The sequence below is a fragment of the Streptomyces sp. DG2A-72 genome (assembly GCF_030499575.1).
GTDB lineage: Bacteria > Actinomycetota > Actinomycetes > Streptomycetales > Streptomycetaceae > Streptomyces.
In genome coordinates, this window is record NZ_JASTLC010000001.1 from 4,215,162 (window position 1) to 4,229,895 (window position 14,734).

Annotated in this window: 13 protein-coding genes; 6 read left to right on the forward strand and 7 right to left on the reverse strand. The window is 70.7% G+C overall.

Annotated features, from left to right (window positions below; genetic code table 11):
* Positions 1-157: 157 nt before the first annotated feature.
* From QQY66_RS19820 to rsmI, 6 genes are all read right to left on the reverse strand, one after another.
* On the reverse strand, positions 158-1,054 hold the full coding sequence (locus tag QQY66_RS19820; protein WP_301981676.1) for a 4-(cytidine 5'-diphospho)-2-C-methyl-D-erythritol kinase: 897 nt from the start codon (positions 1,052-1,054) through the stop codon (positions 158-160).
* Positions 1,051-1,947 carry a 16S rRNA (adenine(1518)-N(6)/adenine(1519)-N(6))-dimethyltransferase RsmA gene (gene rsmA, locus QQY66_RS19825; protein ID WP_301981677.1) on the reverse strand — a complete coding sequence of 299 codons (897 nt, stop codon included), beginning with the start codon at positions 1,945-1,947 and terminating at the stop codon, positions 1,051-1,053. The genes QQY66_RS19820 and rsmA overlap by 4 nt, the downstream gene beginning before the upstream one ends.
* Positions 1,948-2,126: 179 nt before the next feature.
* A complete protein-coding gene (locus QQY66_RS19830; protein WP_301987423.1) occupies positions 2,127-3,470 on the reverse strand; it encodes a resuscitation-promoting factor in 1,344 nt (447 codons plus the stop codon).
* Positions 3,471-3,800: 330 nt separating this feature from the next.
* A complete protein-coding gene (locus QQY66_RS19835) occupies positions 3,801-4,682 on the reverse strand; it encodes a TatD family hydrolase (RefSeq protein WP_301981678.1) in 882 nt (293 codons plus the stop codon).
* 85 nt (positions 4,683-4,767) lie between these two features.
* Positions 4,768-5,166 carry a hypothetical protein gene (locus QQY66_RS19840; RefSeq protein WP_301981679.1) on the reverse strand — a complete coding sequence of 133 codons (399 nt, stop codon included), beginning with the start codon at positions 5,164-5,166 and terminating at the stop codon, positions 4,768-4,770.
* Between the two features lie 230 nt (positions 5,167-5,396).
* The gene (rsmI, locus tag QQY66_RS19845; RefSeq protein WP_301981680.1) at positions 5,397-6,254 is read right to left on the reverse strand and encodes a 16S rRNA (cytidine(1402)-2'-O)-methyltransferase; all 858 of its coding nucleotides are present in this window, start codon (positions 6,252-6,254) and stop codon (positions 5,397-5,399) included.
* A 62-nt stretch (positions 6,255-6,316) separates the two neighbouring features.
* Here rsmI and QQY66_RS19850 point away from each other — a divergent pair, with 62 nt between their 5' ends.
* From QQY66_RS19850 to QQY66_RS19860, 3 genes are all read left to right on the forward strand, one after another.
* The gene (locus tag QQY66_RS19850) at positions 6,317-8,068 is read left to right on the forward strand and encodes a dolichyl-phosphate-mannose--protein mannosyltransferase (RefSeq protein WP_301981681.1); all 1,752 of its coding nucleotides are present in this window, start codon (positions 6,317-6,319) and stop codon (positions 8,066-8,068) included.
* A gap of 72 nt (positions 8,069-8,140) precedes the next feature.
* The gene (locus QQY66_RS19855; protein WP_301981682.1) at positions 8,141-9,769 is read left to right on the forward strand and encodes a penicillin-binding transpeptidase domain-containing protein; all 1,629 of its coding nucleotides are present in this window, start codon (positions 8,141-8,143) and stop codon (positions 9,767-9,769) included.
* 111 nt (positions 9,770-9,880) lie between these two features.
* The gene (locus QQY66_RS19860; RefSeq protein WP_301981683.1) at positions 9,881-11,560 is read left to right on the forward strand and encodes a penicillin-binding transpeptidase domain-containing protein; all 1,680 of its coding nucleotides are present in this window, start codon (positions 9,881-9,883) and stop codon (positions 11,558-11,560) included.
* Between the two features lie 81 nt (positions 11,561-11,641).
* Here the strand turns inward: QQY66_RS19860 and QQY66_RS19865 are convergent, their stop codons facing one another.
* The gene (locus QQY66_RS19865) at positions 11,642-11,989 is read right to left on the reverse strand and encodes an SsgA family sporulation/cell division regulator (RefSeq protein ID WP_301981684.1); all 348 of its coding nucleotides are present in this window, start codon (positions 11,987-11,989) and stop codon (positions 11,642-11,644) included.
* Positions 11,990-12,157: 168 nt separating this feature from the next.
* Between QQY66_RS19865 and QQY66_RS19870 the strand changes: the two genes are divergently transcribed.
* Genes QQY66_RS19870 through QQY66_RS19880 form a run of 3 tightly spaced genes read left to right on the forward strand, consistent with a single transcriptional unit; the run spans position 12,158 to position 14,734 of the window.
* Positions 12,158-13,213: an energy-coupling factor ABC transporter permease gene (locus tag QQY66_RS19870; RefSeq protein WP_301981685.1), complete on the forward strand. Its 1,056-nt coding sequence runs from the start codon at positions 12,158-12,160 to the stop codon at positions 13,211-13,213.
* A 1-nt stretch (position 13,214) separates the two neighbouring features.
* Positions 13,215-13,976 carry a cobalt ECF transporter T component CbiQ gene (gene cbiQ, locus QQY66_RS19875; RefSeq protein ID WP_301981686.1) on the forward strand — a complete coding sequence of 254 codons (762 nt, stop codon included), beginning with the start codon at positions 13,215-13,217 and terminating at the stop codon, positions 13,974-13,976.
* The gene (locus QQY66_RS19880; protein ID WP_301981687.1) at positions 13,964-14,734 is read left to right on the forward strand and encodes an energy-coupling factor ABC transporter ATP-binding protein; all 771 of its coding nucleotides are present in this window, start codon (positions 13,964-13,966) and stop codon (positions 14,732-14,734) included. The genes cbiQ and QQY66_RS19880 overlap by 13 nt, the downstream gene beginning before the upstream one ends.

Genomic DNA, 14,734 nt, shown 5'->3' on the forward strand with positions numbered 1-14,734 from the left:
CCTACGCGTCACATCCGCCCCACCTGTATCAACCCAGGCCAAGGAACGGTGAATTCACTGTGCCCGTCGGACAAATGGGGTGCGTTTTGATCCTGGGGAGGTTTCAGATCCTGGGGAGGTTTCAGATCCTGGGGACGCTTCAGATCTCCGGGATGCTTCAGATCAGCACGGTGGCGCCCGGCGCCGGACCCGACGCCTGCCGTACGGTCCGGCACGTGCCGGACGCGAGCAGCGCCTCCGCGACCTTCGACGCCGACTCCCGGTCCCGGGCGGGGAACGCCGTCGTCGGTCCCGACCCCGAGACCAGCGCCGTCAGCGCACCGGCGGCGCGGCCCGCGGCGAGAGTGTCGGCCAGCTCCGGGAAGAGCGAAAGCGCGGCGGGCTGAAGGTCGTTGGAGACGGCGGCGGCGAGCGCGTCGGGGTCGCCCTTCGCGAGCGCGTCGAGGAGTTCCCGGGAGGCGACGGGCTCGGGGATGTCCAGGCCCTCGCCGAGCCGGTCGAACTCACGGAAGACAGCCGGCGTCGACAGCCCGCGCTCCGCCATCGCGAACACCCAGTGGAAGGTGCCGCCGACCTCGAGCGCCGTCAGCTTCTCACCCCGCCCGGTCCCGAGCGCGGCCCCGCCGACCAGACTGAACGGCACGTCGCTGCCCAACTCGGCGCAGATGTCGAGCAGTTCGTCGCGGGAGGCGTTGGTGCCCCACAGCGCGTCACAGGCGAGCAGCGCCCCGGCGCCGTCCGCACTCCCGCCCGCCATACCGCCGGCCACGGGGATGTCCTTGACGATGTGGAGATGGACGTTCGGGGTACGGCCGTACCGCGCGGCCAGCGCTTCCGCCGCGCGCGCCGCCAAGTTCGTACGGTCCAGGGGGACTTGGCCGACGTCCTGACCCTCGCAGGTGACGCGGAGTTCGTCGGCCGGCGTGACGGTGATCTCGTCGTAGAGGCCCACCGCGAGGAACACATTGGCCAGATCGTGGAACCCGTCGGGCCGGGCGGCGCCCACAGCCAACTGGACATTGACCTTGGCGGGAACGCGAACGGTGACGCTCACTGCTGACCGGGCTCCTTGTTGTCGGCGGCGCTCTTGCCGTGCTCGGCGATACGGGCGAACTCCTCGACGGTCAGCGACTCGCCGCGGGCCTGGGGCGAGACACCGGCGGCGACGAGGGCGACCTCCGCGGCAGCGGCCGACCCGGCCCACCCGGCGAGCGCGGCACGCAGCGTCTTGCGGCGCTGGGCGAAGGCCGCGTCGACGACGGCGAACACCTCGCGCCTGGTGGCCGTCGTCTTGATCGGCTCGACGCGCCGGGTGAGGGACACGAGCCCGCTGTCGACGTTGGGCGCGGGCCAGAAGACGTTGCGCCCGATGGCGCCGGCCCGCTTGACCTCGGCGTACCAGTTGGCCTTCACGGACGGGACGCCGTACACCTTCGAGCCGGGCGGGGCGGCCAGCCGGTCGGCGACCTCCGACTGCACCATCACCAGCGTGCGCTCGATGCTGGGGAAGGTCTCGAGCATGTGCAGCAGCACCGGCACGGCCACGTTGTACGGCAGATTCGCCACCAGCGCGGTCGGCGCGGGGCCCGGCAGCTCGGTCACGTGCATGGCGTCGGAGTGCACGAGCGCGAACCGCTCGGCCCGCTCCGGCATCCGGGCGGCGACAGTGGCGGGCAGCGCGCCGGCGAGCACGTCGTCGATCTCGACGGCGATGACGCGGTCGGCGGCCTCCAGCAGCGCGAGGGTGAGGGAGCCGAGCCCCGGGCCCACCTCGACGACCACGTCATCGGGCCGTACCCCTGCGGTACGGACGATCCGGCGGACCGTGTTCGCGTCGATCACGAAGTTCTGGCCGCGCTGCTTGGTGGGACGCACACCGAGGGCTGCCGCCAGCTCGCGGATGTCGGCGGGGCCCAGGAGGGCGTCGGGGGGAGGGCTGCTGCTCACGGCGACAAGGGTACGGGTCGCTGGCCGCGGGCATTCGGGGCGCTCTGGGGAGGGTATGCATGCTGCGGGCCGGTGGGGGCTGGTCGCGCCCACGCGGCGGAGCCGCATATCGATACAGCCCCGCGCCCCTGCGGGGCGCGCTTCACTGCCGCACGATCCACCACGCGCCCAGCGACCGCTCACCTGTGCAAGCGCGACCCACAATGCGGCCACGGACTCGCCCCCCGCCGGACATACAGCCTCTTCGCCCGCTGTGTCTGTTCCGCCGCCGACGCCTCCTGCGGCCGGCCGGTGCCGCCGAGGCTGTGCCAGGTCTCTGTGTCGACCTGGTACAGCCCGCCGTACGTCCCGGAGGGGTCGACCGCGTTCGCGCGCCCCCCGGATTCGCACGCCGCGAGGCCCTGCCAGTCCAGGTGGTCCGCCCCCTGCACGGAGGTGGGCATCGGCTTCGTCCCGACCTTCACGACCCGGTCCCGCGGCTCCCGCACCACCTCGGTCTTCACCCGCCGCGGCTTCTGCTTGACCCCGTTGACGGTCCGGAGCACGAACGTGACCCGCCGCAGCCCCACCTGCCCGGCACGTTCGACGACTTCCGTCCCCTGGAACAGCGAGGGATCGTCCACCCGTCGCACCTGGGCCGGAATCGCTTCCTCCCGGACCTCCTTGGTCCGGGTGATCCGCAGTACGGAGACGGTCTGCCCGTCCCGCGGGAAGCTCCCCGGCGCCACGGAGGTGGTGTCCTGCCCGCGCAGGGTGACCCCGGCCTCCTCGACGACCTCCCCCACGGTCGCCGCGTTCGTACGGACGGTCCGGGCCCGTCCGTCGGCCATGACCGTCACGGAGCGCTCGGTGCGGACGTCCAGCGCGAGCCCTTCACGCCCGATGTGCCGGGAGCGCGCGATGGACACGTACGCGCCCTCCGCACGCACCCCCAGCTGCTTGAGCGCCCCTTCCACCGTGCGCGCCGTCGTCCACACCTCGCGCCGCTGACCGTCGAGGGTGAGCCGCATGGGCCGCCCGTACCGCACGGCGACCTCGTCACCGTTGGCGAGCGCCGCACCGGGCGCGGGCGCCACCTCGTCGTGGACCCCCGTCTTCAGGCCCTGGTCCGCGAGCAGCTCGGTCACGTCATCGGCGAAGGTGTGCAGCGTGCGCGGCTCCCCGTCGACGGTGAGCTCGATCGCCTTGTCCTTGGCGACGAACGCGGAGGTGCCGCCCGCGAGGAAGGCGACGACCAGCGCCTGTGGCAGCAGACGGCGCATGGAGCCGTCCGCGCGCTCGGCGTACCGCGCCTTGCGCCGACGCGCGGACCGCCGATGTGCCCCGGAGCGCACAACGGGCGCGGGCGCCTCCTCATCCGCCCCCTCATCCGCATCCTCATCCGCGTCGTCATCCGCCTCCTCGTCCAACCCCACAGCACTCCCGGCCTGCCGCGGCACCACTGGCTCAAGCGCCTCGTAGGCCGGCGCGTAGGTGTCCCCGTACGCCCAGGCGGCCTCCCCCTGCGCCTCACCGGGCGCCATCCCGACCCCGTACCCCCATGTCTCGGCGCTGTACGGATCGAACGCGCCGCCCGAGGCGTCGTACGCCCCGTACGACACGTACGGCCCGTACGCCGCGTCCACTCCGTACGGCGACTCCCCCGCGTACTGCGAGTCCTGCACGTTCTGCGCGTACTGCGAATTCCGCGCGTACTGCGAGTTGCTCACGCCGACACGCTCCAGAAGGCCAGAGGGGTCCGGATCGGGCCCAGAACCTAGCGGAGCGCCGATCACTCTCCAAAGTCATGCAACTACGCAGAGTAGTAATGAAGCTGTGGTTGCACCTCGGGAGCGTTATCGAGTGGTTATGCGTCAGTAGCCGAAGGCAGTAGCCGTGTTCGAGCCGAGGGCCGCGGCCAGCGTGTCCTCGTCGATGCCCCGTATGGCGGCCATGGCGCGCACCGTGACCGGAATGAGATACGGCGCGTTGGGCCGTCCGCGGTACGGCACCGGCGTGAGGAAGGGCGCGTCGGTCTCCACGAGGACCAGCTCCAGCAGGGCCACGGCGAGGGCGTCGCGCAGGTTCTGGGCGTTCTTGAAGGTGACGTTCCCGGCGAAGGACATGTAGTAGCCGGCGCGGGCGCAGATCTCCGCCATCTCCGCGTCGCCCGAGTAGCAGTGGAACACCGTCCGCTCGGGCGCGCCCTCCTCCTTCAGCACGCGCAGTACGTCCGCGTGGGCGTCGCGGTCGTGGATGACCAGCGCCTTGCCGTGCCGCTTGGCGATCTCGATGTGGGCGCGGAAGGACCGCTCCTGTGCCGCCTTGCCCTCGGGGCCGGTGCGGAAGTAGTCGAGTCCCGTCTCGCCGACGGCCTTCACGTGGGGCAGCGCGGCCAGCCGGTCGATCTCGGCCAACGCCTCGTCCAGCCCCGCGTCCCCGCCGGGCTCGCGCGCTCCCTGCCGGGACCAGCCATCGGGGTCGCCGTGGACGATGCGCGGGGCCTCGTTGGGGTGCAGGGCGACGGCCGCGTGCACGGCGTCGTACGCCGCCGCCGTGTCCGCCGCCCACTGCGAGCCGCGTACGTCACAGCCGACCTGCACGACCGTCGTCACACCGACCAACGCGGCCTTCGCCACGCCCTCCTCCACCGTGCCGGACTGCATGTCGAGGTGGGTGTGCGAGTCGGCGACGGGCACCCGGAGCGGCTCGGGCAGCGGGGGTGCGGCGTTCTTGTCGGACGCGTTCGAAGGCATGCCCCGATCCTACGAAAGGGGCATGCCTTCTCAGCGGGGCCTCTCGGCGGGCCCTCTCGGCGGGCGCTCTCGGCGGGCGCTCGGATCAGCTCGCCTTGCGGTGGAAGACGTTCAGCAGATCGGAGAGGTGCCAGTGGTGGTGTTCCCTGGCGGCGGGCTCCGGCACGTCGACCGGCCCCGCCTGCGCCGGCACCGGACGCTGCCGATGCTCGGCGTCCCGCACGGACGACACCTGCCCCGCCCGCATGATCCGTACGACGTGGTTGTCGCAGTTCTGACACGTGGGCCGACTCAACGGGGACGGCACGATCCGCCCGTCGGCCACATACATGACGAACTCATGGCCGTCGGCGTCCGTGTGGTGCTCTATCTCGTACGACTGCTCCCAGCCGTGCCCGCACCGCATGCAGGCGAAGGAATAGGACTCGTTCACTACGGCGGTCGCCCCGTTGCGAAGGCCGGTCTGCCCTGCGATCTCACTCATGCCAGCTCCTGTTGTCCGCTGGAGAGGACGGGTTGCGTCCCGTCATCCAGTGGACTGCCGGGCCGGAGCGAAAGCACGGGACCTGTCCAGTGTTGGGGCTCATTTGGGCGTTCCTTGCCGAAACGGCCCGGGCGCTTTACCCGCCGATGGGGCGCTCGCTCAGGGGAGATGCGCCCTGCTCAGAGGGTGTTTACGCCTCTCTTACGCCCCTCACGCCCCCCGCGTTCTTCTCACGCCCCCGCGTTCTTCGCGGCCACCACCGCGTCGAAGACCTCCCGCTTCGGCACCCCCGCCGCCACGGCCACCGCGGCGATCGCCTCCTTGCGCCGCTCCCCCGCCTCCTCCCGCACCCGCACCCGCCGCACCAGCTCCTCGGCGTCCAGCTCCTCCGCCCCCGTGTCCGGCGCCCCCTCGACCACGACGGTGATCTCTCCGCGGACGCCCTCCGCCGCCCACGCGGCCAGCTCGCCGAGCCCGCCCCGCCGTACCTCCTCGTACGTCTTGGTCAGTTCGCGGCAGACGGCGGCCCGCCGGTCCGCGCCGAAGACCTCGGCCATCGCCGCGAGCGTCTCGTCGATCCGGTGAGTGGACTCGAAATAGACCAGCGTCCGCCGCTCCCCCGCTACCTCCCGCAGCCGCGACAGCCGCTCCCCCGCCTTCCGCGGCAGGAAGCCCTCGAAGCAGAAGCGGTCGACGGGCAGCCCGGACAGCGCGAGGGCGGTCAGCACGGCGGACGGCCCCGGCACCGCGGTCACCTTGATGTCCTGCTCGACGGCCGCGGCCACCAGCCGGTACCCGGGGTCGGACACCGACGGCATCCCCGCGTCCGTGACGAGCAGCACACGCGCGCCGCCGAGAAGTTCCTGGACCAGCTCGGGCGTACGGGCGGCCTCGTTGCCCTCGAAGTACGACACCACGCGCCCCTTGGGCGTCACCCCGAGCGCCTGGGTCAGGCGCCGCAGCCGCCGGGTGTCCTCGGCGGCGACGACATCGGCTCCCGTCAGCTCTTCCGCCAGCCGGGGCGGGGCGTCGGCGATGTCGCCGATGGGGGTACCGGCAAGGACCAGGGTTCCGGGCGCAACTGTCACGTTTCCATCCTCGCAGCCCTCATGCACGGGACTCCCACAGAACGGTTCCCTACGATGGCGCGGTGACCAGTACAGCGTCGTCGATGGACTCCACGGACCTCCGGCAGGGCCACGCCCTTCGCGACCAGCGGCCGTCGTGGCAGCAGCGGCTGCGCCGTTTCGGCTACACCGCGGGGCCCAGAACCGACATCCGGGACCGGCTGGTGCCGCCGTACACCCGGCCCAGCCCGCGTCTGTGGGCTGCCCTGGGACTGCCGCAGGCGCTGGTCGAGCGGCTGATCCGCTGGTCGGGCTGGGGCGGTCCGCTGCTGGTGACGCTGTTCGCGGGCGTGATCCGGTTCTGGAACCTGGGCAGCCCGAAGGCGGTGATATTCGACGAGACGTACTACGCCAAGGACGCGTGGGCGCTGATCCACCGCGGTTTCGAGGTCAACTGGGACAAGAACGTCAACAACCTCATCCTGTCCTCGAACGGCAACGTCCCGATCCCCACGGACGCGTCGTACGTCGTGCACCCGCCGGTCGGCAAGTACGTCATCGGGCTCGGCGAGCTGATGTTCGGCTTCAACCCGTTCGGCTGGCGGTTCATGACGGCGCTGCTCGGCACGCTGTCGGTGCTGCTGCTGTGCCGGATCGGCCGCAGGCTGTTCCGTTCGACCTTCCTCGGCTGCCTGGCGGGCGCGCTGATGGCGGTGGACGGGCTGCACTTCGTGATGAGCCGCACCGCACTGCTCGACGGCGTGCTGATGTTCTTCGTGCTCGCGGCCTTCGGCTGCCTGGTGATCGACCGCGACAAGACACGCGAGAAACTCGCCGCCGCGCTGCCCGGCGACTCCGAGGGCCGGGTCGGCCCCGATGTGCACACGGCGGAGAACACCAGGTTCGGCCTGCGTCCCTGGCGGCTGCTGGCCGGCCTGATGCTGGGCCTGGCCATCGGCACCAAGTGGAACGGCCTCTACATCCTCGCCGCGTTCTGCTTGCTGGCCGTGCTGTGGGACGCCGGCTCCCGCAAGGTGGCCGGTGCCCGCCACCCCTACCAGGCGGTGCTCCGGCGGGACCTGGGCTGGACGTTCCTGTCGACGGTGCCGGTCGCCGTGGTCACGTACCTCGGCTCCTGGCTCGGCTGGATCCTTTCCCCGACGGACGGCAGCGGCGGCCACTTCCGCAACTGGGCCGCGACCGACGGCAAGAACAGCGACTGGTCCTGGCTGTTCCCGGACTGGTGGCGCAGCCTGTGGCACTACGAGCACCAGGTGTACGAGTTCCATGTCGGCCTGACCTCCCCGCACACGTACCAGTCCAACCCGTGGAGCTGGATCGTCGACGGCCGCCCGGTGTCGTACTTCTACGAGTCCCTCACACCCGGCAAGGACGGCTGCCCGGTCGACGCACGCGAGAAGTGCGCGCGTGAGGTGCTGGCGATCGGAACGCCGCTGCTGTGGTGGGTGGCCGCCTTCGCGCTCCTGTACGTGCTGTGGCGCTGGTTCTTCCGCCGTGACTGGCGCGCGGGCGCGATCGCCTGCGGTGTCGCGGCGGGGTACCTGCCCTGGTTCATGTACCAGGAGCGCACGATCTTCTTCTTCTACGCCGTCGTCTTCCTGCCGTTCCTGTGCCTCGCCGTCGCGATGCTGCTCGGCGCGATCATCGGCCCACCGGGCTCCAGCGACACCCGCCGCGTGGCGGGCGCGACGGGCGCGGGCGTGCTGGTGCTGCTGATCGCCTGGAACTTCATCTACTTCTGGCCACTGCTCACCGGGACGCCGATCCCCATCGACGACTGGCGTTCACGTATGTGGCTCAATACCTGGGTTTAGACAACTCCTCGCACAGCTCCCTCTCCAGCCACTTACAGTGCAGGGACATCAGTACGGGGAGGGAGCGCGGCCATGCGCAAGGGGGTCAAGGCCACCGTCATCGGTGGGGTGTTCGTCGTGATGGTGGGAGGGGCCGGGTACGGCGCCTTCAACCTCGTGTCCGCGCTGAACGGTGACGGCGGGATCGGGGCGAGCGAGCCGGAGCCCGTGAGAACCGGGCCGCCGAGCGGCGACGAGGTCAAGGAGACGACGGGGAAGTTCTTCGCGGCCTGGGAGAAGGGGCAGGCGGCGACGGCCGCGGCGCTCACCAACAACGAGCTGGCGGCCGAGCCGCTGTTCACCGCCTACGGGCAGGACGCGCACATCACCGGCGTCAGTGTCACGCCCGGTGCGGGGACCGGCGCGACCGTGCCGTTCACGGTGAAGGCGACGGTGTCGTACGACGGGAAGTCCAAGCCGCTGACGTACAAGAGCACTCTCACCGTGGTGCGCGGGAAGACCACCGGCAAGGCGCTGGTCGACTGGAAGCCGTCCGTCGTCCACCCCGAACTGCAGCGGGACGACACCCTCGTCACCGGTGAAGCGGCGAGCCCGCCCATCGAGGCCGTGGACCGCGACGGGACCGTCCTGACCGAGGACAAGTTCCCGTCCCTCGGGCCGATCCTGGACGAGCTGCGCGACAAGTACGGCGAGCAGGCGGGCGGTACGCCCGGCGTCGAGCTGGCGATCCGGCACGCGTCCGCCGAGGCCGCCGACACCCCGCTGCTGACCCTCGCGGAAGGCAAGGCGGGCCGGCTGCCGACGACGCTCAGCGCGAGCGCGCAGGCGGCGGCCGAGCAGGCGGTGAAGGGCTACGACGAGTCGTCCGTGGTCGCCGTCAAGCCCAGCACCGGCGAGGTGCTCGCGGTGGCCAACAACCGTGAGGACGGCTTCAACGCGGCCTTCCTCGGACAGCTCGCGCCCGGCTCCACGATGAAGATCATGAGCGCGGCCACGCTCATCGACAACGGGATCACCGACATGAACGGCCCGGCTCCCTGCCCGAACGACGCGACGTGGCAGAGCCAGAAGTTCCACAACATCAAGGGCATGGACCCGAACCCCGACGCGACCCTCTCCGACAGCTTCGCCCGCTCCTGCAACACGGCCTTCGTGAAGTACGCGGACGAGGTCGAGGTGGACTCCCTGACCAAGGAGGCCGAGGAGCGGTTCGGGATCGGAAAGGACAACTGGAAGACCGGCATCCCGTCCTTCGACGGCCGGGTCCCCGCGTCCGGCGGACCGGACACCGCGGCCAACATGATCGGCCAGGGCCAGGTCCAGATGAGCCCGCTGAACATGGCGTCGGTCACAGCGACCGCGATCACGGGCACCTTCCGGCAGCCGGTGATCGTGCCGCAGAAGCTCGACGGCCGTGAACTGGCAAGCGCGCGCGGCCTGTCCGCGGACACCGTCGGCCAGCTGCGCGCCATGATGAACCGCACCGCGACCAGCGGCACCGCGGCCGAGGCGATGTCCGGGCTGGCCGGGAGCATCGGTGCGAAGACCGGCTCCGCCGAGGTCGACGGGCAGAAGACGTCCAACAGCTGGTTCACCGGGTACCGCGACGACATCGCGGCGGCGGCGATGACCGAAGAGGGCGGGCACGGCGGCGACGCGGCCGGGCCGATTGTCGCAGCTGTGCTACGGACCGGCGGCTGAACGGGCGGGGGAACTCACCCGGACAGGACGGGACTCTAGGGTGGTTGCCGTCGTTGATGAGGTGCATGAGGGCAACGGGGACCCTGGGGACTCGCGGAGGATTCGGAAGCTGTGGGAACGAGAAGGCGCGTCGCCGAGCGACGGAACACGAAGAAACCCGCCGTCATCGGCGCGACGATCGCCGTGGTCATCGCCGGCGCCGGAGTGGGCGTCTACGCGCTGTACGGCGCCGGGGCCGCGGCCGACGACCGTACGTCCCCGACGGCGGCGCGCGCCGAGAAGAAGACCGTCAAGACCGGCCCGCTGTCGGCGACCGAGGTCACCACGGCGGCCCGCACGTTCCTCACGTCCTGGCAGCAGGGCAAGGTGACGACGGCGGCGGCCGCCACGAACGACGCCACGGCGGCCACCACCCTGCTCACCGGCTACACCAAGGACGCCCACATCAAGGACGTCACCCTCACCGCGGGCACCCGCACCGGCGACAAGGTGCCGTTCACCGTCAAGGCGACGGTGTCGTACAAGGGCACCAGCAAGCCGCTGACGTACGACAGTTCGCTCACCGTCGTCCGTGACACAAAGGACGGCAAGCCCTACGTCGACTGGCACTCCGCCGTCGTCCACCCGGACCTCGCGGACGGGGACACCCTGGTCACCGGCGCGTCCGGCACCCCGCCGGTCAAGGCGCTGGACCGGGACGGCGGGGAGATCACGACCGCCAAGTACCCGTCGCTGGGCACGGTGCTGGACGGGCTGCGCGAGAAGTACGGCAAGACGGCGGGCGGCAAGGCGGGCATCGAACTGCGGGTGATCCGCGGCAAGGCGTCGAAGGCCAAGGAACTCTCCGACGAGACGGTCCTCGAACTCAGCAAGGGCACCCCGGGCACGGTCAAGACGACCCTGGACCCGGCCCTGCAGGCCGCCGCCGAGGCGCAGGTGGCCAAGAAGGCGAACTCATCGGTCGTGCTCATGCGCCCGTCGACCGGCGAGATCCTCGCCGCCGCCAACGCCTCGCACGGCTTCAACACGGCCTTCCAGGGCTCACTCGCCCCCGGCTCCACGATGAAGGTCATCACCTCGTCGCTGCTGATCGAGAAGGGGCTCGCGTCGGAGGACAAGGCGCATCCGTGCCCGAAGTACTTCACGTACGGCGGCTGGAAGTTCCAGAACGACGACAAGTTCCAGATCAAGGGCGGCACCTTCAAGGCGAGCTTCGCCCGCTCCTGCAACACGGCCTTCATCAGCCAGGCCCCCAAGCTGGACGACGACGACCTCACCCAGCAGGCCCAGCAGGTCTTCGGCCTGTCCCTGGACAACTGGGCGATCGGTGTCCCCTCCATGGACGGCTCCGTGCCGGTCCAGTCGGACGCCCAGATGGCGGCCTCGCTGATCGGTCAGGGCGGCGTCCGCATGAACCCGCTCAACATGGCGTCGGTCTCGGCGACGGTCAAGACGGGCGTCTTCCACCAGCCCTACCTGGTCTCCCCGGACGTGGACAACCGCACCCTCGCCACCGCCTCCCGCACCATGTCCGCCTCCACCCTGTCCCAACTGCGCGACCTGATGGCCTACACGGCGGCCTACGGCACGGCGGCGGAGGCGATGTCCGGCGTCACCGGCGACGTAGGCGCGAAAACCGGCTCCGCCGAGGTCGACGGCCAGAAGAAGCCCAACGGCTGGTTCACCGCCTACCGCAACGACCTCGCGGGAGCGGGCGTGGTCCAGTCGGGCGGGCATGGAGGAGATACGGCGGGGCCGATCGTGGCGGCGCTGCTGAAGATGGGGAGCTGAAGCGCCCCGTAAGGGGCGCGGGGAACTGCGCGACCAACCACAACGAACCCGCAGACGCCACACGGCCTCCCGCGGCACCGCCTAGTGCGCAACCGGCGCCGCCAGGTACGTCCGCCGCAGGAACCGCATCAACGCTTTCGTCTCGAACTGCACCACCGACACCCCCTGCGCCGAGTGAAACTCGACAACCGCCTGCACCCGCCCGCACGGCCACACCCGCACATCCCCCGTGCCGGCCGGCGCCCGCAGCCCCTGTTCCAGCAGCGCCCGCGAGAACGTCCACTCGTGCGACGCCCCCGGCAGGCCGACCCGTACCGAACGCGGGTCGGCCTCGGGGTCGTAACGCAGGACGACAGGAATCGTTTCGCTGTCCTCGATGGGCGCGTCCGTGACGATGTGGGCTCGTGCGTACTGTTCGACTGCAGACATCGGACGGCCCCTTACGCTGCGTTACCCAAGTAAAATATGTGCATCCACTTCCCCTCTAATGTCCCATATTTCGCGGATTACGCCCGCTGACGTCGCACATCTCACGTAGCCGATGTACGAGCCACTCGCTCTTGCAAGAGGTTCGCAACAAGCCACTATCATCGAACGGTGCATGTACCTGACGGATTCATAGACGCCCCCACCTCCGCCGTGACCGGCGTCGTCGCCGCGGCAGCGGTGGCGGTGAGCCTGCGCGGCGCGCGCCGGGAACTCGACGAGCGCACCGCCCCGTTGGCCGGTCTGGTCGCCGCGTTCATCTTCGCCGTGCAGATGCTGAACTTCCCCGTCGCGGCGGGGACCAGCGGTCATCTCCTCGGCGGCGCGCTCGCCGCGATCCTCGTCGGTCCCTACACCGGCGTCCTGTGCGTCTCCGTCGTCCTGCTGATGCAGGGCATCCTCTTCGCCGACGGCGGCCTGACAGCGCTCGGCGTGAACATCACCGACATGGCGATCGTCACGACGGTCGTCGCCTACGGCGTCTTCCGCGGCCTGGTGAAGCTCCTGCCGCGCACCCGCCGCTCCGTGACCGCCGCCTCCTTCGTCGCCGCCCTCCTCTCGGTCCCGGCCTCGGCGCTCGCCTTCACGCTCCTGTACGCGATCGGCGGCACCACCGACGTCTCCCTCGGCAAGGTCGCCACCGCCATGGTCGGTGTGCACGTCCTGATCGGCATCGGCGAGGCCGCGATCACCGCCCTTACGGTGGGCGCCGTGATCGCCGTACGCCCGGATCTCGTGTACGGCGCGCGCGACCTGCGCCAGCGCCTCCAGCTGCGGGTGAACGGCGAACTCGTCGACGCGCCCGCCCCCGAGGTCGCCGTGGCCGCCCGCACCTCCCACCGCAAGGTGTGGATCGGCGGCCTCATCACCTCCCTCGTGCTCGCCGGTTTCGTCAGCTTCTACGCGTCCGCCGACCCGGACGGCCTGGAGAAGGTCGCCGCCGACAAGGGCATGGACCAGAAGGTCGAGGAGCACGACACCGCTGACTCGCCGCTCGCCGACTACGGCGTCAAGGACGTCGAGAACGCCCGCCTGTCCGGGGGGCTGGCGGGCGTGATCGGCGTGGGCGTGACGGTGGTCGCCGGCACCGGCATCTTCTGGGCGGTGCGCAGGCGTCGTACCAGCGAAGACGCTGCCTCTCCTGGTCCCGTCAGTACGAGCGTCTGACATGGGAGCGGGGCACGCGCACCGGCTCTACCGGCACGGGCACTCGCCCGTGCACGCCCTGCCGCCGCACACCAAGCTCGCGGCGGTGTTCGCCTTCGTGGTCGTCGTGGTGTCGACGCCGCGGGAGGCGATGTGGGCGTTCGGGCTGTACGCCGTCCTGCTCGCGACGGTCGCGTGCGTCGCGCGCGTGCCCGCCGGGTTTCTGCTGAAGCGGCTGCTGATCGAGGTGCCGTTCGTCGCGTTCGCGGTGCTGCTGCCGTTCGTGGCGGAGGGCGAGCGGGTCGACGTACTCGGGCTCTCGCTGAGCGTCAACGGGCTGTGGGGCGCGTGGAACGTGCTCGCCAAGGGCACCCTGGGTGTCGCCTCCTCCGTACTGCTCGCCTCCACCACCGAACTGCGCGAACTGCTGCTGGGGTTGCAGCGGCTCAAACTGCCGCCACTGCTCGTGCAGATCGCGTCCTTCATGATCCGGTACGGCGATGTCATCGCCGACGAGATGCGGCGGATGCGGATCGCCCGGGAGTCGCGGGGCTTCGAGGCGCGCGGGGTCAGGCACTGGGGCGTGCTGGCCAAGAGCGCGGGCGCGTTGTTCATCCGCTCCTACGAACGCGGTGAGCGGGTGCATCTCGCCATGGTGAGCCGTGGGTATGCCGGTTCGATGCCGGTGATCGACGAGGTGACCGCGTCCCGGGCGCAGTGGTCGTACGCTCTCGCCCTGCCCGCCGCCGCCCTTGTCGTCTGCGTGTTGGGATGGGCCCTGTGAGTACTGCTTCCCTGGAGGTCTCCGGCCTCGCCTTCGCCTACCCCGACGGCCACCAGGCCCTGTTCGGCGTGGACTTCTCCATCGCGCGCGGCGAGCGGGTCGCGCTGCTCGGGCCGAACGGCGCCGGCAAGACGACGCTCGTCCTGCACCTCAACGGCATCCTGACCGGCGGTACCGGCACCGTGCACGTCGCCGGGCTGCCCGTCGGCAAGCAGCACATGGCCGAGATCCGGCGGCGGGTCGGCATCGTCTTCCAGGATCCGGACGACCAGCTCTTCATGCCGACCGTGCGGGAGGACGTGGCGTTCGGGCCCGCGGCGGCCGGGCTGAAGGGGGCCGAGCTGGAGGCGCGCGTCGACCATGCGCTGGAGCTGGTCGGCATGGCGGAGTTCAAGGAACGGCCGCCGCACCACCTCTCCTTCGGCCAGCGTCGCCGGGTCGCCGTCGCGACGGTGCTCGCGATGGAACCGGAGATCCTCGTCCTCGACGAGCCCTCCTCCAACCTCGACCCCGCCTCCCGCCGCGAACTGGCCGACATCCTGCGCTCGTTGGACGTGACCCTGCTCATGGTCACGCACGACCTGCCGTACGCCCTGGAGCTGTGCGCCCGCTCGCTGATCCTGAGTGAGGGCGTGATCGCCGCGGACGGCAAGACGGGCGAGCTGCTCGCGGACGAGGAGCTGATGCGGGCGCACCGCCTGGAGCTGCCGTTCGGCTTCGACCCGCGGTCGGTGGCCACGGCGCCCGAAGGGCCGTGA